25 protein-coding genes and 1 pseudogene are annotated in these 18,521 nt (G+C 56.3%); 12 read left to right on the top strand and 14 right to left on the bottom strand.

What is annotated here, in order from left to right; genetic code table 11:
• Window positions 1-4: 4 nt before the first annotated feature.
• On the top strand, window positions 5-463 hold the full coding sequence (locus USG84_RS04950) for a DMT family transporter (RefSeq protein WP_061098291.1): 459 nt from the start codon (window positions 5-7) through the stop codon (window positions 461-463).
• Here the strand turns inward: USG84_RS04950 and USG84_RS04945 are convergent.
• Genes USG84_RS04945 through USG84_RS04910 form a run of 8 tightly spaced genes read right to left on the bottom strand, consistent with a single transcriptional unit; the run spans window position 460 to window position 6,340 of the window.
• Window positions 460-993, bottom strand: coding sequence for a DUF3833 domain-containing protein (locus USG84_RS04945; protein ID WP_253541882.1), 534 nt, complete (start codon window positions 991-993; stop codon window positions 460-462). The genes USG84_RS04950 and USG84_RS04945 overlap by 4 nt on opposite strands.
• A complete protein-coding gene (locus tag USG84_RS04940; RefSeq protein WP_151413817.1) occupies window positions 990-1,514 on the bottom strand; it encodes a hypothetical protein in 525 nt (174 codons plus the stop codon). Before USG84_RS04940 ends, USG84_RS04945 begins: the two co-directional genes overlap by 4 nt.
• Window positions 1,511-1,996: a DUF2878 domain-containing protein gene (locus USG84_RS04935; protein WP_151413818.1), complete on the bottom strand. Its 486-nt coding sequence runs from the start codon at window positions 1,994-1,996 to the stop codon at window positions 1,511-1,513. The genes USG84_RS04940 and USG84_RS04935 overlap by 4 nt, the downstream gene beginning before the upstream one ends.
• Window positions 1,993-3,213, bottom strand: a complete 1,221-nt coding sequence (locus tag USG84_RS04930) for a class I SAM-dependent methyltransferase (RefSeq protein ID WP_253541880.1) — start codon at window positions 3,211-3,213, stop codon at window positions 1,993-1,995. The genes USG84_RS04935 and USG84_RS04930 overlap by 4 nt, the downstream gene beginning before the upstream one ends.
• Window positions 3,210-3,932, bottom strand: a complete 723-nt coding sequence (locus tag USG84_RS04925) for a DUF1365 domain-containing protein (RefSeq protein ID WP_151413819.1) — start codon at window positions 3,930-3,932, stop codon at window positions 3,210-3,212. Before USG84_RS04925 ends, USG84_RS04930 begins: the two co-directional genes overlap by 4 nt.
• Before the next feature lies 1 nt (window position 3,933).
• Complete coding sequence (locus tag USG84_RS04920) at window positions 3,934-5,193, bottom strand: NAD(P)/FAD-dependent oxidoreductase (protein WP_253541877.1); 1,260 nt, start codon at window positions 5,191-5,193, stop codon at window positions 3,934-3,936.
• Entirely contained in the window at window positions 5,190-5,909 is a 720-nt protein-coding gene (locus USG84_RS04915; protein WP_253541874.1) for an SDR family NAD(P)-dependent oxidoreductase, read from the bottom strand. The genes USG84_RS04920 and USG84_RS04915 overlap by 4 nt, the downstream gene beginning before the upstream one ends.
• Complete coding sequence (locus tag USG84_RS04910) at window positions 5,906-6,340, bottom strand: nuclear transport factor 2 family protein (RefSeq protein WP_061098299.1); 435 nt, start codon at window positions 6,338-6,340, stop codon at window positions 5,906-5,908. The genes USG84_RS04915 and USG84_RS04910 overlap by 4 nt, the downstream gene beginning before the upstream one ends.
• Window positions 6,341-6,598: 258 nt before the next feature.
• Here USG84_RS04910 and USG84_RS04905 point away from each other — a divergent pair, with 258 nt between their 5' ends.
• Together USG84_RS04905 and USG84_RS04900 are read left to right on the top strand one after the other, a co-directional pair.
• Window positions 6,599-6,796: a hypothetical protein gene (locus USG84_RS04905; RefSeq protein ID WP_024908361.1), complete on the top strand. Its 198-nt coding sequence runs from the start codon at window positions 6,599-6,601 to the stop codon at window positions 6,794-6,796.
• Between the two features lies 1 nt (window position 6,797).
• Window positions 6,798-7,586 carry a hypothetical protein gene (locus USG84_RS04900; protein ID WP_061098300.1) on the top strand — a complete coding sequence of 263 codons (789 nt, stop codon included), beginning with the start codon at window positions 6,798-6,800 and terminating at the stop codon, window positions 7,584-7,586.
• A gap of 75 nt (window positions 7,587-7,661) precedes the next feature.
• On the opposite strand, the gene USG84_RS04895 is transcribed toward USG84_RS04900, so the two are convergent.
• On the bottom strand, window positions 7,662-8,039 hold the full coding sequence (locus USG84_RS04895) for a winged helix-turn-helix transcriptional regulator (RefSeq protein WP_151413820.1): 378 nt from the start codon (window positions 8,037-8,039) through the stop codon (window positions 7,662-7,664).
• A gap of 90 nt (window positions 8,040-8,129) precedes the next feature.
• Here USG84_RS04895 and USG84_RS04890 point away from each other — a divergent pair, with 90 nt between their 5' ends.
• Window positions 8,130-8,909: an SDR family oxidoreductase gene (locus tag USG84_RS04890; protein WP_151413821.1), complete on the top strand. Its 780-nt coding sequence runs from the start codon at window positions 8,130-8,132 to the stop codon at window positions 8,907-8,909.
• Between the two features lie 51 nt (window positions 8,910-8,960).
• Here the strand turns inward: USG84_RS04890 and USG84_RS04885 are convergent, their stop codons facing one another.
• Complete coding sequence (locus tag USG84_RS04885; protein WP_151413822.1) at window positions 8,961-9,539, bottom strand: TetR/AcrR family transcriptional regulator; 579 nt, start codon at window positions 9,537-9,539, stop codon at window positions 8,961-8,963.
• Window positions 9,540-9,643: 104 nt separating this feature from the next.
• Between USG84_RS04885 and USG84_RS04880 the strand changes: the two genes are divergently transcribed.
• The 3 genes from USG84_RS04880 to USG84_RS04870 all read left to right on the top strand — a co-directional run bounded on the left by USG84_RS04880 (window position 9,644) and on the right by USG84_RS04870 (window position 11,468).
• Window positions 9,644-10,111 carry a DUF1348 family protein gene (locus USG84_RS04880; RefSeq protein WP_061098304.1) on the top strand — a complete coding sequence of 156 codons (468 nt, stop codon included), beginning with the start codon at window positions 9,644-9,646 and terminating at the stop codon, window positions 10,109-10,111.
• A gap of 89 nt (window positions 10,112-10,200) precedes the next feature.
• The gene (locus USG84_RS04875; RefSeq protein ID WP_061098305.1) at window positions 10,201-10,794 is read left to right on the top strand and encodes a TetR/AcrR family transcriptional regulator; all 594 of its coding nucleotides are present in this window, start codon (window positions 10,201-10,203) and stop codon (window positions 10,792-10,794) included.
• 74 nt (window positions 10,795-10,868) lie between these two features.
• Complete coding sequence (locus tag USG84_RS04870; protein WP_151413823.1) at window positions 10,869-11,468, top strand: NAD(P)H-dependent oxidoreductase; 600 nt, start codon at window positions 10,869-10,871, stop codon at window positions 11,466-11,468.
• On the opposite strand, the gene USG84_RS04865 is transcribed toward USG84_RS04870, so the two are convergent.
• Window positions 11,461-12,345, bottom strand: a complete 885-nt coding sequence (locus tag USG84_RS04865; protein WP_253541872.1) for a LysR family transcriptional regulator — start codon at window positions 12,343-12,345, stop codon at window positions 11,461-11,463. The two genes, USG84_RS04870 and USG84_RS04865, sit on opposite strands and share 8 nt — an antisense overlap.
• Before the next feature lie 125 nt (window positions 12,346-12,470).
• Between USG84_RS04865 and USG84_RS04860 the strand changes: the two genes are divergently transcribed.
• Window positions 12,471-13,868 (top strand): amidohydrolase family protein, encoded by a 1,398-nt coding sequence (locus tag USG84_RS04860; protein WP_320738187.1) that lies wholly within the window; start codon window positions 12,471-12,473, stop codon window positions 13,866-13,868.
• Between the two features lie 14 nt (window positions 13,869-13,882).
• Complete coding sequence (locus USG84_RS04855) at window positions 13,883-14,356, top strand: DMT family transporter (RefSeq protein ID WP_253541868.1); 474 nt, start codon at window positions 13,883-13,885, stop codon at window positions 14,354-14,356.
• 63 nt (window positions 14,357-14,419) lie between these two features.
• On the opposite strand, the gene USG84_RS04850 is transcribed toward USG84_RS04855, so the two are convergent.
• Window positions 14,420-14,896 carry a WbuC family cupin fold metalloprotein gene (locus USG84_RS04850; protein WP_061098307.1) on the bottom strand — a complete coding sequence of 159 codons (477 nt, stop codon included), beginning with the start codon at window positions 14,894-14,896 and terminating at the stop codon, window positions 14,420-14,422.
• Between the two features lie 274 nt (window positions 14,897-15,170).
• On the opposite strand from USG84_RS04850, the gene USG84_RS04845 reads away from it, so the two are divergent.
• The gene (locus tag USG84_RS04845; RefSeq protein ID WP_151413824.1) at window positions 15,171-15,641 is read left to right on the top strand and encodes a hypothetical protein; all 471 of its coding nucleotides are present in this window, start codon (window positions 15,171-15,173) and stop codon (window positions 15,639-15,641) included.
• Window positions 15,642-15,689: 48 nt separating this feature from the next.
• On the opposite strand, the pseudogene USG84_RS04840 reads toward USG84_RS04845, so the two are convergent.
• Window positions 15,690-16,613 (bottom strand): annotated as a pseudogene (locus tag USG84_RS04840) (LysR substrate-binding domain-containing protein).
• Window positions 16,614-16,974: 361 nt separating this feature from the next.
• Here USG84_RS04840 and USG84_RS04835 point away from each other — a divergent pair.
• Both USG84_RS04835 and USG84_RS04830 read left to right on the top strand, forming a co-directional pair.
• A complete protein-coding gene (locus tag USG84_RS04835; protein WP_151413825.1) occupies window positions 16,975-17,412 on the top strand; it encodes a VOC family protein in 438 nt (145 codons plus the stop codon).
• Between the two features lie 219 nt (window positions 17,413-17,631).
• The gene (locus USG84_RS04830) at window positions 17,632-17,895 is read left to right on the top strand and encodes a hypothetical protein (protein WP_253541866.1); all 264 of its coding nucleotides are present in this window, start codon (window positions 17,632-17,634) and stop codon (window positions 17,893-17,895) included.
• A 113-nt stretch (window positions 17,896-18,008) separates the two neighbouring features.
• Here USG84_RS04830 and USG84_RS04825 read toward each other — a convergent pair whose 3' ends face one another.
• Window positions 18,009-18,491, bottom strand: a complete 483-nt coding sequence (locus tag USG84_RS04825) for a glutathione peroxidase (protein ID WP_151413826.1) — start codon at window positions 18,489-18,491, stop codon at window positions 18,009-18,011.
• Window positions 18,492-18,521: the final 30 nt, after the last annotated feature.

Raw genomic sequence — 18,521 nt, 5'->3', positions numbered from 1 at the left:
ACACATGACGCTGATGATGATAATTCTGGCAGTTTGCGGGGGCGCGACGCTGAGCGTACAGGCAGCGATTAACGGACAGCTCGGCAGCAGCGTGGGCGTTTTCAAGAGCGCGTTTCTGACGTTTTCCGTCGGCGCGCTGGTGACCGCCCTGCTCATTTTCTTCTTTGAGCCTAAGCAGACGGTCACGCTGCTGGACGTGCCGAAATGGCAGCTCCTCGGGGCGATGTTCGGCGTGCCCTACATTGTGATCATGGTGCTCGCCGTGCAGCGCATCGGCACCGCCGTCGCCACGGTGGCGGTGATATTCGGCCAGCTCGCCATGAGCATGCTGATAGATAACTTTGGCTGGTTGAACAATCCCGCTATTGCGTTTTCACCGAGCCGTCTGGGCGCGGTGGTTTGCCTGGGGATTGCCTTGTACTTCATTTACTCCAGCAGCAAAACCGGCGATGTTCGCGACTAATCTTCCGTGTTCCGGGTGAAGAATAGCGTCACCGTGGCGACGGTGACGCCAAATTTTTTCATCTCGGTTTTATTAAACAGATGCGTCTCATCCTGCAGGTACATCCAGTCGTCAAAGTTCAGCAGCCAGGTTTTGCCGTTGGCCTTCACGTTCATGCTGTAATGCCAGTTAAAGGCGTTGCCTGCGGCCTGCCCGGTGGCAACCCCTTCAATATCCCCTGCCGTTCCCTCGTAGCGGTCGTTCCCCACGCGGCGAATGTGCCAGACCCGCTGCTGCTTCTCGCCGTCGTCGTACACGAAGCGCTCGTTCAGCGTCAGCGTATCGCCGATAACGTCCCCGGCAATTTCGACGTGGAAACGGCGGATCTGCTTGCCGCTGCGATCCTGCACCATGCCCCACGCTTCGGTTTTGCCCTGGAAGTAGTGGAAGATATCAAGCCGCGGCTGCTGCTGGCGATACTCGGCCACCTCCGTGCTACAGCCCGCCAGCAGCATCGTGAATGCCAGCGCCAGCGTCAGGATTCGTTTCATTTTTGGCCTCCGATTAGCTGCTGACGCAGCTCAGGATATTGCGTGCGGGGATCGAGCCAGATGGCCAGAAAGCGGGTGCTGAACGCTTCCGACTGACGCGGCCCGAGCGGAATAAAGGATGTTTGCGCCGCCGACGCGCGGTACCAGAACTGCCCCTGCTTATTGTTGAGAACAAACGCCAGCTGTGCGCCCGGTCGGACATCCGGCCACAGGGACTGGAGCATCCTTAGCCAGGCTTCACTTTCCGGTTCCTGTTCCAGGATCCCCAGCGCCTGCCACTGGTCGCGGGTCGCCTCAACCAGTTCATCGCGATCTATGTCGCGCGCGTAGGTAATAATCAGCGCCTGATCCCGATCGTCCCGGCCGTAACGGCCATCCGGCGTGCGGAGCTGGGAGGTATAGACCGTAAACGGCCCCCAGGTCAGCGTGGCATCGCCCACCTTACGCCAGGCCAGCCAGTCGGCGGCCTGGGCGCCGGGAACAGCCAGCATCAGCCAAAGCAGCAGAACCGCAGCACTCATTTTTGTCTCCCCATCAGCAGGTGGAAAAACAGCATCAACACCAGCCAGCCCGGCGCCATCCAGCTGACGACGATAAAGGTCGGCTCCAGAAACGTGATGGCGCCCAGCCGCTCGCCAATCAGGTAGGCCACCGGGCCTCCCACGGCCGCCAGCAGGGTCAGCAGCCAGCCGGGTAACGTGGTGGTACGCGTAAGCTGCGTCCAGACCACGGCGAACATCAGCCACAACGCCACCATCCATAGCGGCATCAGAGCGTCGCCCGTGAAGGCAATCAGCCCCGTCAACGCCCAGAGCGCATCCAGCAGGCTGCCCGCCGCGGCCAGCCCAATGGCGTACAGACGGTATGCCGACGGCAATAACAGATACGCCAGGATCGCCAGCCCGAGCCAGATAATCAGGCCCTGTTCGCGAAACAGCACCACCAGCGCCCAGTAGAGATCGAACGCGACGGCCAGCAGAAAGACCTGAAGGTAGCGTCTCATACGCGCTCGGCGGTCAGCTGCACCACGCTGATGGTGCGGGCGTTAAACCCGGCTTCGCAGTAGCCGAAGTAGTACAGCCACATGCGGCGGAACCGTTCATCAAAGCCGAGCTTTTCAATCTCCTGCCAGGCGTGGACAAAGCGCTGCCGCCAGTGGGCCAGCGTCCGGGCGTAGTCCGGCCCCATGTCGAAAAGATTGCGCACCACGAAATCGGTGTGGCGCGTCATCAGCTCGTTCATCGCCGTAATGCTCGGCAGGAAGCCGCCCGGGAAAATGTAACGCTGGATAAAATCGACGCTTTTGCTGTAGTCGCGGTAGCGCTGGTCCTGAATGGTGATGGCCTGAATCGCCATCCGTCCACCGGGGCGCAGCCGCGCCTGGCAGGTACGGAAGAACGTGGGCAGATAGCGTTGCCCGACGGCCTCAATCATCTCTATCGAAACCAGCTTGTCGTACTGTCCGGTGAGGTCGCGATAGTCGCAGAGCAGTACCTCAACCCGATCCTGCAGCCCGGCGCGGGCGATGCGCTCGGTTGCCCAGATATATTGTTCCTGCGACAGCGTGGTGGTGGTCACCCGACAGCCGTAGTGACGGGCGGCGTATTCCGCCATCGCGCCCCAGCCGGTGCCAATTTCCAGCAGATGGTCACCCGCGTTTAGCGCCAGCTGGTCGCACAGGCGCGCCATTTTGGCCTGCTGCGCCACGGTAAGATCCTGCTCGTCAGCGGTAAACAGCGCGCTGGAATAGAGCAGCTCTTTATCCAGAAAATGGCTATAAAAGGTGTTACCCAGGTCGTAATGGGCGGCAATATTTTCACGCGCCTGGGCGCGAGAATTGCGCCGCGTCCAGTGGCGAAGCCGCTCCAGCGGGCGGCCGAACAGCCGGAACCCGTTCTCCAGACGACCAAGCACCTCACCGTTGAGGGCCAGGATTTGCAGAAGCGGCGTAAGCTGCGCGGTTTCCCATTCGCCATCCATCCAGGCTTCTGCGGCGGCGAGGCTACCGCCCGTTAAGACGCGCCAGTAGACGCCGGGCGTGAGGATCTGCACGTCGGCGTGCAGCGCGGAGGATGTCTCGCCAAAATGGAAGGTCTGCGCCCCTTCACGCAGGGTGAGCGAGCCGCCGCGAATGCCGCTTAACAGACGAAACAGCAGCCAACGCGCAATGCGGACGTTGCGCGGGATATCGGGTTCTAGCGCAAAGACGGGATCGGTCATGAGCGTTCACTCCTGCTGACGGGATGGTTATACAGCGGCACGCGCTTGAGCCACAGCCTCAGCGCCTGCCAGTAAATGGCGAAAACGGTTTTCAGGGTCATCAGCGGGATGCGCAGCAGCAGCGAGCGCAGCGCCGGGCGGGTCAGAGGCTCCCGGCGCAGCGCCAGCGTGGCGTCAAACACCTTCGCCTCCTGATGATTTTCAATGTGCATATGCAGCGTGTTGTCCGGGGTGTTGAAGCGCCAGTGGTAGATCATGTCCATCGGGTTGAAGGGGGAAACGTGAAACGCTTTCTCCGTAGGCTGGGCATTTTGCCCGTCGACCGCGTAATAGTGACGCTCGTTCCACGGCGTGTTGCGCACCTCCGCCAGCACCCAGCGAAGCGTATTTTCCGGGTCATAGCAGTAGTAAAAGTTGACCGGATTGAAATGGAACCCAAAATAGCGCAGCTGCGTCAGAAGCATGACCCGCCCTGCGGGACGTTCCCCGGTCAGGCTCTCCAGCCTGTTCAGCACCTTGTCTTTAAGCGGCGCGCCGAGCGGGTAGTCCGCGTCATGGAACGAGGCGGCGGCAAAGCGGTTGCGCCGCACGCCGACGGAGGCCAGCAGCGGCAGCTCATCGAGATCCAGCCAGGCCATAAAAACGTCGTAGCTGAATTCGTGGGTTTTCGGCTGAAGGCGGCGGTGGCGCAATACGCCGTGATAGAGGCAGCTGTTCATTTCAGTTCCCCTCCCCTGCGGCGATTTCATTGACCACGTCCAGCGCGCTGCGCACGCCGTCTTCATGAAAACCGTTGTACCAGTAAGCGCCGCAGTACCAGCTCCGGTGATGACCGTTGATCTCGCCGCGGCGCGCCTGGGCCCGCCAGCTTTGCGGGTTAAACAGCGGATGCTCATAGACAAAGCGTTGCAGGACGAAGCGTTCATCCACCGGCGCGTCCGGGTTCAGGGTGACGCAGAACAGCGGGCTGCCCGCAGGCAGATCCTGAAGAATGTTCATGTTGTAGGTGACGCAGGCGCTGGCCTGCTCCTGCGCGCTCAGGCGATAGTTCCAGCTCGCCCACGCGCGCTGCCGCACCGGCAGCCAGCGCGGATCGCTGTGCAAAACAACCTCGTTGCGCTGCCAGCCGATATCGCCCAGCACTTCGCGCTCCGCGGGCGTAGGATCCTCTAGCATCGCCAGGGCAGTGGCGGAGTGGCAGGCAAAAATCACCTGGTCGAAACGCTGGCTGCCGTTTTCGAGCTGTAGCGTAACGCCGCGCTCGTGGCGGCTCACGCGCTGCACCGGTGAATTAAGATGCAGTTTCAGACGGTCGCCCAGCTTGTCGAGCATGGCGCGGATATACTCCCGCGAGCCGCCCGGCACTACGTACCACTGCGGGCGCCGGGTGATATCCAGCAGGCCGTGATGGTGAAAGAAGCGCAGGAAGAGCGGCAGCGGGAAGCGCTTCATCTCCTGCAGCGACGACGACCAGATGGCGGCCCCCATCGGCAGAATGTAGTGGCGCGCAAAAAACGGCGTGAAGCCGTGCTGGTCCAGAAACGTCTGCAGCGTGGCGTTCGGGTCGACCTCCCCTTCAAGCGCCTGTTTCGCCAGGCGGTTAAAGCGGACGATGTCACCGAGCAGCCGCCAGAACGCCGGATTCACCAGGTTTCTGCGTTGGGCAAACAGCGACGTCAGGGTGTGGCCGTTGTACTCTAGCCCGGTCTCGGGGTTGTGCACCGAAAAGCTCATCTGCGTTTTTTGCCCGCTGATGCCAAGCTCGCTGAGCAGGCCCATAAAGCGCGGGTAGGTGCGGTCGTTGTAGACGATAAATCCGGTATCGATCGCGTATGTTCCCTGGGGCGTTGAGACGTCAACCGTCGCGGTATGGCCGCCGGGGGTGGCGCCCGCTTCAAACAGGGTTACCTGATGGTGCCCTGCCAGGCGCCAGGCGCAGGTCAGCCCGGCGATGCCGCTGCCGATAATTGCAATGTTCATGAGCGCACCATCCTGCGCAGCAGCGCGCGCTGCAGAAACGCGGGCAGCCCGGAGAGCAGCCGCAAAATAAGGCCGAACCCGGCGGGAAACGCGATATGCATTTTGCCTTTCGCCAGCCCGGTACGGATCGCCTTGACCGCCTCGTCGACGCTCACCCTGCCCGGCATGGCAAAATCGTTTTTGCGCGTCAGCGGGGTATCGACAAAGCCCGGAGAGACGACCGTCACGGCAATCCCCTTTGGCTCCCAGTCCAGGCGCAGACTGTCGGCAAACCAGCTCAGCGCCGCTTTGGACGCGCCGTAGGCCTCTGCCCGCGGAAAAGGAAGCCAGTGGGCCATCGAGCTCACCAGCACCACGCGGTTGCCGGCAACCAGCTGCGGCTGCAGCGCGGCCAGGCAGTTCACCGGCCCGAGAAAATTGGTGTTCATGACCCGCTCCACCAGCGCCGCATCCACCACGCCGCCGTCGAGATATTCGCAGGTACCGGCGCAGAGAATAACCAGATCGGCGTAAACGCCGCTCAGCGCCTGGCGACAGGCGTCCCTGTCTGTCATATCGAACAGGCGAACGGAGAGATTGGGGCAGGTCTGATGCAGCGCTTCAAGCCGCGCCGGATCGCGCCCGCAGGCAATCACGTGGTAGCCGTCAGCGGCAAAGGACTTCGCCAGCCCCGCGCCAATGCCCGAGCTTGCGCCGGTAATCAGCACCGTCTTCATGATTTGACCCTCCGCTTCACGCCGCGTACCGCCCAGCCCAGCAGAGGGAGGTGTTCGTAGATCATCTCTCCCGCATCGTAGAAGTCCCGCTGGCGCGTGATGAGATCGTTTTCGGTGTCCACCACCGAACATCCAGGCAGTTCAAGCGGCTCGCCTCCGGCAATGCGCGGATGCGACCAGTGCATTACCCAGGTGACAACGAACCGGTTCCCGCTGCACAGCGGCGGATCGATGGTAAAACGGCACTTCTCGACATTGGCCAGCAGATGGGTGAAATAGCGCTGAAGCGCGAAGATACCGTCGTGCTCGCCGAACGGATCGATAAGGGTGGCATTCGAATGGTAAAGCCCGACCAGCGCGGACGGCGGCTGGCTATCCAGTGCGGCGTAGTACTCAATAAACCGACTCACGACAGAGGGCAAAGTGCTCATGGGTCACATCCTGGCTGTAAACAACGTGGCGTAATCGCATAATTAAAACTTACACAATTAACGTTATTTGTCCAAGTTTGTGCAAATTTATTTTTTAATCCCTATAAATATCAATATGTTGATGACTCAATCCTTTGACGGTTTTGTAGGCCAGTTAAGGCGTAGCCGCCACTCGGCTTTCACTTTCAGGTTATCCTTAAGGCAAACATACCGGTTCTCTTCCAGGCTTATTCTTTTTAATTCATAAGGATGCCTGACATGAAACGCTTCTTTCTCTCGCTTTTCTCCAGCCCCGAATCCCTGCTCCAGGTAATGAGCCAGCAGGAAATTATTGAAGCCGTGGAAGATGGCGATCGCATCATTATCGACCAGGACGGGAACGCTTCTGTGAACTACAAAAGCAACGAGGTGCGGCAGGATTTTCTGCGTCACGTCAACACGCTGAAGAGGGCCTGATATGGGAACGGCGATATTTATGGTGCTGATGGTTTGCGGGTACTGGTACACCAGCCGGGACCTGTCGACGCGCTTTAAAATCAAGCGTTCCTTCGGCTGGGACGTCTATTTTCTCGTTGCGCTTTATGGCTGTATTTTCGTTCTGCAGGGCGTAATCGCCACGGGATTACTCTGGCTGCTGCTGTTCACCCTTTCCGCCGCCAACAACGCTTTCCATTTTGCCTCGCTGAAATATACCGACTGGCAAATCGACTTTATGAACTGGAGTTTTTTAGGCATTCAGGCTCCGGTGGTAGTGATGCTGGCGTTTGCTATCCTGTTTTGCCTCTACCGCTCTAACTGGGCAGGCAGCGCCAGGCTGGACGGAGAAAGCCGGAAAAAGCTCTACAAACGTCTTGCCCAGTCGAGCGGTATTGAACAGCTGCTGTACCAGTGTATGGAGCAAGGCGAGCTGGCGCAGGTGACGCTTCGGTCGCGGCGGATTTACATCGGCATGATCCACACCGCGACGCTGGAATATGAAAAAACGGCCAATATTGTGCTGATCCCGATGTTAAGCGGGTACAGGGACGAGAAGACGATGAATCTGCGCATCGAGAATAATTACAGCAAGTGGTATGCGGAGCATGACATCACGCTCGATTCAGAACCCCGCAGCGCCATGTCTTTCCGAAAGGTAATTTTGCTCAATCAGATTGAGAGCATCTCGTTGTTCGACCCCGCCAGCGCCAGCGCGCTGTCCCTGGCGCAGCGGGACGCCCCCCCTCTTTCTAAAGAGACATCCCCATAATCCTGAGTATGCTCTGCTGTGAGGGATTGCTAATAACCCGCGTTAACGAACGGCGAATGACAACAGTTTATGGCGTCATTCACCGTTTGGGTTTTTGAAAGAGGTTCCATCTGTAGCCAGGCTCGCATAATTCTCGCGTTTTTCTGCCCATTGCAGCATGGCATCGAGTGCCGGGCATAATGCCTGCCCCCATTCGGTGAGTCGATATTCCACTTTTGGTGGTACCTGAGGATAGACCATCCGCGAAACGATACCGTCGGACTCAAGCTGTCGAAGCTGCTGCGCCAGCATCTTCTGGGAAATACCGGGGATCAGTTTTTCGAAATCAGAGTAGCGCTGCACTTTTCCGTCAAAAAGATGAAAAAGAATAATTAATTTCCAGCGGCCTTCGAGCAGCCGTAATACTTGCTCCACGCCGCTTGCGGCAGATTCCGGGCTATATAACTTACTCATAATTTAGTAACTCACTTTTTCGTGTGTACTTGTCAATTTCTCAGTCTATGTTGAATATACCCGTACTGTAAATAACGGGAGTTATTGGTCATGTCATTAGATATTAATTTCGCAGGCAAGCGCGTGCTTGTTACCGCTGGCACAAAAGGGCTGGGAAGAGCAGTCGTCGGGCTTTTAAAACAACTTGGTGCAACGGTATTTACCGCGGCGCGCCATGAGCCGGAGGTCAATATCGCAGATACATTTGTAGCCGCTGACCTTACGACAATTGCAGGATGTGACCTGGTCGCATCAGCCGTTCAGGAACAGATGGGAGGAGTCGACGTGATTATTCATGTGGCAGGCGGTTCCACCTCACCCGGCGGCGGTTTTGCTGCGCTGGGAGAAGAAGCGTGGCAGCAGGAGCTCAATCTTAATTTGCTGCCCGCCGTTCGCCTGGATCGCGCCCTGCTGCCCGGAATGCTTGCTCAGGGAAACGGTGTAATTATTCACGTGACCTCTATTCAGCGCGAACTGCCGTTACCGGAATCAACCACCGCGTATGCAGCGGCTAAATCGGCACTTTCGACCTACAGTAAAAGCCTTTCAAAAGAAGTGTCGCCGAAGGGGGTTCGGGTTGTGCGCGTCGCACCCGGCTGGATCGAAACCGAGGCCGCGGTGGCCCTGGCGGAGAGGCTGGCTACGCAGGCAGGCACAGACTACGAAGGCGGCAAGCAGATCATTATGAATTCGCTGGGTGGAATACCGCTGGGACGCCCTGCCAGGCCGATTGAAGTGGCTAACCTCATCGTCTTCCTCGCGTCATCGCATGCTGCGAGTATTACCGGTACTGAATTTGTCATTGATGGCGGCACCATCCCGACGGTGTAACGCGGGTGCTTAATCGGCCCCGGATGAGGGCTGATTAAGCACAGAGTCATGTCATTGGCCCGTCAGCTTTTCTAAGCCCGTTTTCAACGCGTTTATTACTGCTTCTGTATCCATTCCCATTTGGGCATGGATAATAGCCCCGTCGATAAGCATCATAATGTCGTTACAGGTCTTTTCATCCGCTATATCGGCGAGCATTTCGATTTTATTCTTTGTTTCTGTTTTATGGTCCCGGCATATCGCTTTTATTTCATTTTCAATCTCTTCGGATTTTGCCTCGGCGCTGGCGTTAATAAACGCGCAGCCGTGAAAATCGGGTGAAATAAACCATTCGTGAAGCGTTGCAGATATCGCATCAGAAGGTGATTCGCCTTCGTCCAGATGTCGACGTAACGTAGCTTCAAACCAGCTAATCCATATTTCATGCCGATAGTGCAAATAGGCGAGAATAAGCAAACTTTTACTCGGAAAGTGACGATAAAAAGTCACCTTGGTGACTTTTGACACCTTAATCAGCGTATCCACCCCCGTCGCCCTGAAGCCTGTGGAATAAAAAAGATCGTGCGCCGTAAGTAATATTTTATCCCTGACGCTGACTTTCGGTTCGTTACTTGCGGATTGTGTTTTCATTTTTTCGACGGCCTCAAAACGGATATTGACAGCGTTATTTTTCAGGCATAGATTACATCAGGTAGACAGATCTGTCTACTTCATATAACGCTGAGGTTATCGCTATGAACACACGTCCTCCATTACCGCCCTTTACTCGCGAAAGCGCCATCGAAAAAGTCAGACTGGCCGAAGACGGCTGGAACAGCCGCGACCCGGCAAAAGTCGCGCTGGCCTATACGCTGGATACCCAGTGGCGCAACCGCGCGGAGTTCGCCACCAACCGCGAGGAAGCCCAGGCGTTTCTGGCGCGGAAATGGAAAAAGGAGCTGGATTACCGCCTGATTAAAGAGCTCTGGGCGTTTACGGATAACCGGATCGCGGTGCGCTATGCCTATGAATGGCATGATGATTCCGGCAACTGGTTCCGCTCCTACGGCAATGAAAACTGGGAGTTTGAGCCGGACGGGCTGATGAAGCGCCGCTTTGCCTGCGTAAACGATATGCCGATAAAAGAATCTGAACGTCTGTTCCACTGGCCGCTGGGCAGACGCCCGGACGATCACCCTTCTCTGAGCGAATTGGGGCTATGACGTTCCGGTTCCGATCTGGGAAACAACGGGTGCAGCCCCCTGCCTAAACGCGTAAACTACCATGAGTAGATAACAGAACCGAGGAAAGCATGGTCGTTAAGCGCTTAAGAAAAGAGGATCGCCGCGTGCAGTTGCTGGAAGTGGCGCGCGGAATCGTTCGTCAGCAAGGCACGGAGGCGCTGACGCTGGGCTACCTGGCGGAGCGGGCCAACGTGACGAAGCCTATTCCCTACGATCACTTTGGCGATCGCGAAGGGCTGCTGATGGCGCTCTACCAGGACTATAGCGACCGGCAGCTGGCGAAGTTCAGGGAGACGCTGGCGGTAGACAGCAAAACCCTGGACAAGACGATCCGCTTTTTCAGCGCCGCCTATATCGACTGCGCCATTACCGCCGGACCGGAAACCGGTCCGATTGCGGCGGCGCTGTCCGGCTCCCGCGCGTTGCAGACGTTCCGCGAGGCGTGCGTGGCTGAATGTGCCGACTGCCTGCGTACCGCGCTGTCCCCGTTCGTCGTGCTGAAAGGCGTTCAGGGAGAAGCGGCGCTGACGGCCATCATCGGTGCGGCGGACGCGCTCAGCACCGCCGCGGGTAACGGCGTGCTGGCCCGCAATGTTGCGGAAGATACGCTCAGCGGCGCGATGTCCGGCGTGCTGGAGACCTACGCGAATAGCACAAAATGATCGTTGGGTGCGGATTGACAGCTAAGTTACCAATAGTAATATAGATGACGGTTCTCACCCACTTCGAGGTCGCTATGTCTGCAACACACGCTATTAATAACGCGCTGATCGTGACGGCTCATCCTGTCGACACGTCGTTATCCCATACGCTGGCCGCCCGCATTGCCGGTAAATTACGCGAGCAAGGTACGCAGGTTGAGATCGCCGATCTTCATGCGGAAGGGTTCAATCCGGCGTTTTCTCGCCCCGATCTCGATTTATATCACGGCGATCCGGGCGCGCTTCCTGACGATATCCTGCACGAGCAGCAGCGCGTCGAGCGAGCGGATATGCTGGTGTTTGTCTTCCCCATTTACTGGTGGTCGGTCCCCGCGCTGTTGAAAGGCTGGTTCGATCGCGTTTTAACCCTGAACTGGGCGTATAAGGTGGCCGACGACGGTCGAATCGTTGGCAACTTACGGGACGTTCCCGTCCGCCTGATTGCCACCGGCGGCAGCGATCTCGCCGGATTCGACAAGCACGGCTATTCGACGGCAATTCAGACGCAGATAATCGAAGGGGTATTTGGCTTTTGCGGGTTGAAAAACGTTAAGCTCGATATTCTTTACCAGGCAGACACGGCTACGACTGAGCAGGTTGAAGATTTCCTGCAAAGCCTCGGCAGCATTAAATAATCCTGGCTATCCAGTCAGCAAAGGCGCGCACGGCTGGAGAAAGATATCGCTGGTGGGGATAGAGCAGCGTGACGGGCACCGACGGCGGCTGCCAGTCCGCCAGCACCTCCACCAGCCTTCCCTCGCGCAGATGCTCTGCGACAATATTCTCGGCCACCTGCACCAGCCCAAAACCCTCCAGACACATTTGAATATAGAGCCCCGTTTCATTGACGGCGGCGGCACCGTTCACCGGCACAGACAGCATTTCAGCACCCTGAGCAAAGCGCAATTCGTTCGCGCGTCGCGTCTGGCCGGAAAAATAGTGAACCGCCCGGTGCCCGCTAAGTGCATCCGGCGACGGCGGAATGCCGTATTCCCGGAGATAGCCCGGCGAGGCGCAGGTGACCCAGCGAAAGCGGCCCAGCGGACGGGCTACCAGCGTGGAGTTATTCAGTTCCCCCGTTCGAATGACACAGTCGACGCCCTCCTGCACCAGGTCAACCTGACGATCGCTGACGCCGATCATGAGGTAGATATCCGGATAAAGACGGTAAAAATCATTCAGCTGTGGCATCACGATGTGATGAGCAATCCCGGCTGGCATATCCACCCGCAGGCGACCCTGCGGTCTACTGACGGAATCGCTCAGGCTGGACTCCGCCTGGTCGATTAATGCAAGAATTTCCCGACACTGCGTCAGGTACTGTAAGCCTTCGGGCGTCAGGCTCACCCGCCGTGTCGTCCTGTTCAGCAGGCGCACCTGCAGGTATTTCTCCAGATTTTTAATGGTGCTGGTGACCGTTGAGGCAGGCAGGGAGAGGGTTTCAGCCGCACGCACGAAGCTGCCGGACTCCGCCACCCTTATAAAGATCTGCATAGCCTGGATACGATCCATTCGTTCTTCCACCTGTAGAATTCAATTATTCGCTGATTATGAATAAAGAAAACATATTACGCGCCTTTTTCACGCTAATCGAGTGTCGTAGCTTGTGGGCAGTAGTTAACAAGAGAGACGAAAAAATGACCGATTACGTAAGAAATATTGTGAATAATCAGAACACCCCTTCCCCGGAGACGCTGATTCGCGGCGCGACGATCCTCAGCATGGATGAAACCGTGGGCAATATCGAACGCGGCGACATCCTAATCAAAGGGACCACGATTGCGGCCGTCGGCGAAAAACTGGAGGCACAGGGAGCCACGGTTATTGATGCCACAAACATGATTGCCATGCCGGGGATGGTGGATACCCATCGCCACGCCTGGGAGGGGCAATTGCGTCGCATCAACCCTAACGCGGAATCGCTGGAGGACTACTGCAACGCCACGCATTTCTCTTTTGCGAAATACTACCGACCTGCCGATATGTACGTTGGCAACCTGCTCTCCGCGCTGGGCTGTATTGACGCCGGGATCACCACCGTCATTCATAACTCCCATAACAGCCGCAGCGCCGCCCATTCAGACGCCGCCGTCGAGGCGCTTCAGGATGCCGGGATCCGCGCTATTCACGCCTCTGGCGCGCCGGTATCCGGGGAATGGGACACTAAGAACTGGCCGGGAAACTGGCAGCGCCTGCAGGAAAAGTATTTTCGGAACAACCCGGACAGCCTTGTTTCACTGGCGGCGATGGCCCAGTTGGAACCTGAGATGTGGACCGAGGCGCGCAGGCTCGGGCTACCGATCGTCACTGAATTTTTCGACGGTGAAATGGCCTCACAGCTTGCGGAGCTGCATCAACGGGGGATGCTGGGCACGGACAATATCTTCAATCACTGCACGGCCCTGCCTGACGAAGGCTGGGCGATCCTGCGGGATGCGGGCGTGCGGGTGAACGTCTGCCCTCGTTCCGACGCGCACTACGGCATTGAGAACGGGATGTTTGCCATTCAGTCTGCCCTGCGTCACGGCATTCGGCCCGGCCTGAGCGTTGATAATGAAACCTCATATAGCGGCGACATGTTTATGGAGATGCGCGTGGCGTTTTACCTGCAGCGCGTCATGGGCATGCATCAACAATCCTGTTGCGGTAGCGCGCACTCCCTGAAAACGCTTCAGGCCGCCCAGCTTCTGAAGGCCGCCACCATCGATGGCGCGGCGTGCGCCGGGCTGCAGGAGAAAGTAGGAAGCCTGACGCCGGGCAAACAGGCCGACCTGATCCTGATTAACGCGGGCGATCTCAACCTCTACCCCTCCGGGAATGCTTTTGGCACGGTTGTGCATGCCGCTGAGCGCAGCAATATTGATACCGTGATGATTGGAGGACGCATCGTTAAGCAAGGCGGCAACGTGCTGGGCGTGGACAGCGCACGCCTTCGTGCAGCGATTGATGAATCACGCCAGCATCTTTTTACCGCCACTGGCTATGAGCCTGACATATTTGCGGACAGCTTCCTGCCGCTGCATCAGGCGCACTGAAGGTAATGAAACGGATGAGCATGGTTTATTACGTCATCGCCTTTGCCGCAGGCCTGGGTATTACGCTGCAAACGACCCTCAACAGCCAGCTGGCAAAGGGTCTGGCCGGTGATGCGGTAACGGCGGCCCTGTTTTCTTTTACCGCCGGGGCGGTGAGTCTTGGGATTTACGCATTGCTAAGGGGTGGATTAGCCACCTCGCTTTCGGCAATTCCGTCGCAACCGCTGTGGAGCCTGACGGGAGGATTCATCGGTGCCTGCGCGCTGTTCAGCTATGTCGTGCTGGCACCGAAAATTGGTTTTTCCGCCCTGCTCGGGCTGGCGATTGTCGGGCAGTTGCTCTCGTCGCAGGTGATTGACCACTTTGGTCTGCTGGGTACCCTGCGTCGTCCGGTTTCAGCGATGCGGTTGGGCGGAATGGTCATCATGCTCGTTGGGCTCGCCATCATGCTGTTTGGCGATCGCTTCACCGAACGTTTTTTGCAGTGAACGCTAACGGCACGCCTGTGTAGCCTGAAGAAGCGGGTCATCGCCCGGCACTTAAGCGCGCAATTACAGGGTAAAACCGCCGTCACCCACTTGCGCCTGGGCGTACCACGCCATCAACTCTTTTGTGCCGGGTTCGTTTTCAGCAGGCGACCACGGGGCGGTATCATGCTCGGGAACAGGCTGATACCCTCCGTGTTTTACCTCAAAAATGACGCCGCCTTTATCCAGAGACAGCACGGCATGCCAGGTACCGGCATCCATCTCCAGCACCTTGCACTCTTCGCCTAACACCACGCGCCGGGTTACGTTGCCGCTATCGTCGAAGTTCAATACAAGAAAGCGACCGCTCAGCGCCGTCAGCAGTTCAAACGTGTGCGGGTGGCGATGAGGGCGAACATAGGTACCGGGCTCCATGGCGATAGCCAGGCGCTGCACCGGGTCGCTCAGATCTGGGTGTAAATTACGATGCGCCCGTAAGCGAGGAGAATTAGCGGCCTGCTCGCTTTGCTGCTGCAGGTCACTGAAGGTAATTTGTTTCATATAAGCCTTTGAGGATGTGGCGATTAACGGCAAGCCGATTGCTGCACGACGTTATACCATTCTGAAAAGCCGGTGAGCTATGGCGTTTGTGAAACAAAACGCTGCAGTGTGTTGGGACCCAGAGCGTCACGTTGAGTAAAACTCACATTGACTGCCACTATTTATCGTTTTTCAAACATAACCGCATTGAAATACCATCCGTTCATCACTGGTATATTGCTGGCCAGAAATTTATAGCAAAATTCAAATAATAATATATGTGTATGGAGTACCTATGACACTCGATGTTTTATTTCATCTAATGAAAATGGCCTCACCTGAAAAAAACACCGCCGGTGAAAATATACATGCGCTCATCACGTTACTTTCGTCAGATAGCGATCGCGCTGAGGCGCTTTCGCCATTTATCCATCGACTCCATTTCCTGTCTTTCGCTCAACGCAATCCGGGTAACGCCGAAGAGTTGCTCTCGGCACACATTCCAAAAGACGATGCAACCCCACTCCTGCCTGACTTCGCGGACTGGCCTCGGGTGCGTTACACAGGGTCCGGGGAGGTCCAGACGCCGGAATCAGAAGAGTATTTCAGCAAAATGACTTCGGCTACCAATGTGATACGCGCGGCGCTGATCGACGCCGAGCGAGCAAAAGGAACGCCTGCGCTTTATATTCTGGATAAATTACTCAACCTGAACAGTGCCCTGCCGGAAAGATATAAGAAAATGGCAAATATTCCCTACGCCTAATACATTCAACAGACAGGATATTCCGCGAGAAATATCCTGCTTTTTATTTCATGCACGCTTTTCATTGTAATCAAGACAGACAATATTCAGAGAAGGAATAACCGGCGCGTTAAGGCTAAGCCACGCCAGCAGACGTTCAATACTCTGTCTTCTGAGCGAATTTTTCGGCCACACAAGATAGTAGCCGTCCCCCGTTGCTATCGCCTCCCTGAAGGGCAGCGCGAGCAGGCCGCTTTTTAGTGCTTCCAGCGTGAGCCGGAGATCGGCCATCGCCACGCCGTGACCGTGCATGGCGGCCAGGCTCCCCTGTTCGAGGGTATCGAACACAATTCCGCCGCTCATGTCGAGCCCGGGGAAAAGCCCTGTTCTTTTCAGCCAGCGCTTCCAGTCCCGCCTGTCCGGAGAGGGATGGATAAGATCGCACTCAGGAAGCTGGTGCCGGGCGGACTCAAGCAGTGACGGCGGACAAACCGGAATAAGCCATTCGCTGAAAAGCAGGCTGCTCTCCGTTGACTCGCCGAAAAAGCCATTGCCGAGGAGGATCGCGCAATCGTATGGCTCCCGGCTGAAGTCAACGGTGTCGAAGTCCATCCAGACGCTGGCGATTTCGATTTTCGGTTTCGCATGGTTCTCGCGAAAGGTTTTGAGAACGTTCAGGAGCCATCGCATCGTCAGGGTGCTGGGCGCTTTGAGGCGCAGAAGGTGATTTTCACTGCGGAATGCGCGACAGGCCCATTCAATGTTCGAGAAACTTTCGCTAAGCTGACCGGCCAGAATACGCCCGGCTTCGCTGACCTCCACTCTCGGCCCCTACCGCTTAAACAGCTCGCAGTCGAACCACATTTCAAGCGTCCGGACATGCCTGCTGACCGCCCCCGGAGTGATATTCAATGCTTCAGCGGCTTTGCTGAAGGAGTTCAGCCGCGCGGCAACTTCAAACGCGCGCAGCGCGTACAGTGGCGGTAAAGACATACTTTTCCTTTCAGTGAGGTGAGATCAGGGTGTTATTTTTATTATCGGCACTCAGCTACTTGTCACTCAGTTCTTCAGGCGGAAACGTCAACAGTGACTCCCTGAGAATGGATCCAAGCTGTACACGTTTAACATCCGGTACGTTTTTAAGCAGTGCACCCCTGCTTTTACAGATTGTTGAACCGGTCGTCATCGCCCCCGAGATCAGCAACAACGATTTATACAGCTCCGTGGGCGAAAGGCAATACGGATCCCCGTCGTGAGCGAGCAGGCGCGGTGAATGCGACAGCAGAATTGAGAGTCGTATTTCAGCCAGCCGTAAGGTAAATTCAGAATGGTTTTTGGTCATTACGGAGTGGATATGTCGCAGACGTTACCGGGAGTAGATGTTTTGTTTATCGCCGGGTTCGGGCCTGTTTCGCGCGATACAGAATCCAGCATCGCCTTTTATATCCAGACACTCGGCCTGCCGCTGAAGCCGATGGAGGGGAATAGTGATTATCTGCTCACTGAAGAGGGACAACTGGAAGGCGTGAAGCATTTCGCCGTCTGGCCGCTCGCGCAGGCGGCAACCTCCTGTTTTGGAAAAGAACAGTGGCCAGAAGAGCACCCGATACCGCAGGGATGGGTTGAGTACGAGGTGCAGGATCTGGAATCGGCTACACGAGTTCTGAGTGAAAAAGGCTATCGGTTGCTGGTGGCTAACCGTATGGAACCATGGGGGCAAACCGTCACTCGCCTGCTTAGCCCTGAAGGCTTGCTTACGGGGTTGACGATTACGCCCTGGTTGCGGGGGTAATATTTTTAGCAGGACCTGGATTCTATGTGGGGATGTCCGCTTTGAGCGAAGAGCGGACATTTCTGTGGAAATAAATTACAGCAGCCACCGACAATAAATACGGTAATTAAATTAGTAGCGATCTCTTCAGCTATTTAATAGTTTGCTATAAAGTTTTCTGTAAAATTCTACGACAACTATACAGCCATTACTGCCATTCCAGGTCATAGGGAATCCGTTATGCCAATTTCTATCAAAGCCACGAAAAACACCAGTACAGGCATCAGGGGAGTTCAGCGATATGGTGAAATGTATCGGTGGCGTGTTGATGCTGTGAGGTTCAGAAGCCTAACAGGACAAGATCCAACACCGCTATTCATTGCACGTCTTAATGAGCGTGAATCCGGATGTGTAGACTCTGCTAGTTTTCATACGATTGAGGATGCAGGAGATGACCTTTGTAAGTTCTTAAAAGCTATGACTGGAAATTCATTTGTGTACTAATGCCCTTACTCGAAATTACTCATTACTCTTTTCATAACGTCCACCTTTGGCACAAAGCGGACATCATGAATTCCTCAAGTACCAGAATAATGACTGATTCCAATACCAAACCCCTACCCCCCTAAAGCCTCCACAATCGCCCTCTCCATTTTCTCTGGCGTCGTCATCGGTGCAAAACGCTTGAGGGGTTTACCGTCGCGTCCGATCAGAAACTTAGTAAAGTTCCACTTAATCCGCCCACCCAGCACGCCGGGCAATTCGTTTTTAAGATAGCGAAACAGCGGGTGCGCTGCGCTGCCGTTAACCTCGACCTTCTCGAACATGGGGAAGCTCACGCCGTAGTTAATGTGGCAGGTCTTTGAGATTTCATCGGCGTCGCCGGGTTCCTGTTTACCGAACTGGTTGCAGGGGAAACCCAGCACCACTAACCCTTGTTCGGCGTATTTCTTGTATAGCGCTTCGAGACCCGCATACTGGGGCGTAAAGCCGCACTGGCTGGCGGTATTGACGACCAGAACCACCTTCCCAGCATAGTCGTCCATTGTGATAAGACGACCATCCAGGCTGGTGGCGGTAAGTTGATGAAAGCGAGTCATGCTGAAATCCTCAAAGCAGGCAGAATAGTC

The organism is Enterobacter sp. 168J2 (assembly GCF_034107265.1).
GTDB lineage: Bacteria > Pseudomonadota > Gammaproteobacteria > Enterobacterales > Enterobacteriaceae > Enterobacter > Enterobacter nematophilus.
Note: the sequence above shows the minus strand (reverse complement) of the source record. Positions and strands in the feature narration are given on the sequence as shown.

Bases quoted from the DNA above. Each gene is read 5' to 3' on its own strand.
- USG84_RS04895 (WP_151413820.1), bottom strand. From the start codon at position 8,039: ATGAGTAAGTTATATAGCCCGGAATCTGCCGCAAGCGGCGTGGAGCAA.
- USG84_RS04925 (WP_151413819.1), bottom strand. From the start codon at position 3,932: ATGAACAGCTGCCTCTATCACGGCGTATTGCGCCACCGCCGCCTTCAG.
- USG84_RS04845 (WP_151413824.1), top strand. From the start codon at position 15,171: ATGACACTCGATGTTTTATTTCATCTAATGAAAATGGCCTCACCTGAA.
- USG84_RS04865 (WP_253541872.1), bottom strand. From the start codon at position 12,345: ATGGATCGTATCCAGGCTATGCAGATCTTTATAAGGGTGGCGGAGTCC.
- USG84_RS04835 (WP_151413825.1), top strand. From the start codon at position 16,975: ATGTCGCAGACGTTACCGGGAGTAGATGTTTTGTTTATCGCCGGGTTC.
- USG84_RS04870 (WP_151413823.1), top strand. From the start codon at position 10,869: ATGTCTGCAACACACGCTATTAATAACGCGCTGATCGTGACGGCTCAT.
- USG84_RS04935 (WP_151413818.1), bottom strand. From the start codon at position 1,996: ATGAGACGCTACCTTCAGGTCTTTCTGCTGGCCGTCGCGTTCGATCTC.
- USG84_RS04885 (WP_151413822.1), bottom strand. From the start codon at position 9,539: ATGAAAACACAATCCGCAAGTAACGAACCGAAAGTCAGCGTCAGGGAT.
- USG84_RS04950 (WP_061098291.1), top strand. From the start codon at position 5: ATGACGCTGATGATGATAATTCTGGCAGTTTGCGGGGGCGCGACGCTG.
- USG84_RS04905 (WP_024908361.1), top strand. From the start codon at position 6,599: ATGAAACGCTTCTTTCTCTCGCTTTTCTCCAGCCCCGAATCCCTGCTC.
- USG84_RS04860 (WP_320738187.1), top strand. From the start codon at position 12,471: ATGACCGATTACGTAAGAAATATTGTGAATAATCAGAACACCCCTTCC.
- USG84_RS04915 (WP_253541874.1), bottom strand. From the start codon at position 5,909: ATGAAGACGGTGCTGATTACCGGCGCAAGCTCGGGCATTGGCGCGGGG.
- USG84_RS04855 (WP_253541868.1), top strand. From the start codon at position 13,883: ATGAGCATGGTTTATTACGTCATCGCCTTTGCCGCAGGCCTGGGTATT.
- USG84_RS04930 (WP_253541880.1), bottom strand. From the start codon at position 3,213: ATGACCGATCCCGTCTTTGCGCTAGAACCCGATATCCCGCGCAACGTC.
- USG84_RS04945 (WP_253541882.1), bottom strand. From the start codon at position 993: ATGAAACGAATCCTGACGCTGGCGCTGGCATTCACGATGCTGCTGGCG.
- USG84_RS04825 (WP_151413826.1), bottom strand. From the start codon at position 18,491: ATGACTCGCTTTCATCAACTTACCGCCACCAGCCTGGATGGTCGTCTT.
- USG84_RS04830 (WP_253541866.1), top strand. From the start codon at position 17,632: ATGCCAATTTCTATCAAAGCCACGAAAAACACCAGTACAGGCATCAGG.
- USG84_RS04940 (WP_151413817.1), bottom strand. From the start codon at position 1,514: ATGAGTGCTGCGGTTCTGCTGCTTTGGCTGATGCTGGCTGTTCCCGGC.
- USG84_RS04900 (WP_061098300.1), top strand. From the start codon at position 6,798: ATGGGAACGGCGATATTTATGGTGCTGATGGTTTGCGGGTACTGGTAC.
- USG84_RS04850 (WP_061098307.1), bottom strand. From the start codon at position 14,896: ATGAAACAAATTACCTTCAGTGACCTGCAGCAGCAAAGCGAGCAGGCC.
- USG84_RS04880 (WP_061098304.1), top strand. From the start codon at position 9,644: ATGAACACACGTCCTCCATTACCGCCCTTTACTCGCGAAAGCGCCATC.
- USG84_RS04920 (WP_253541877.1), bottom strand. From the start codon at position 5,193: ATGAACATTGCAATTATCGGCAGCGGCATCGCCGGGCTGACCTGCGCC.
- USG84_RS04890 (WP_151413821.1), top strand. From the start codon at position 8,130: ATGTCATTAGATATTAATTTCGCAGGCAAGCGCGTGCTTGTTACCGCT.
- USG84_RS04910 (WP_061098299.1), bottom strand. From the start codon at position 6,340: ATGAGCACTTTGCCCTCTGTCGTGAGTCGGTTTATTGAGTACTACGCC.
- USG84_RS04875 (WP_061098305.1), top strand. From the start codon at position 10,201: ATGGTCGTTAAGCGCTTAAGAAAAGAGGATCGCCGCGTGCAGTTGCTG.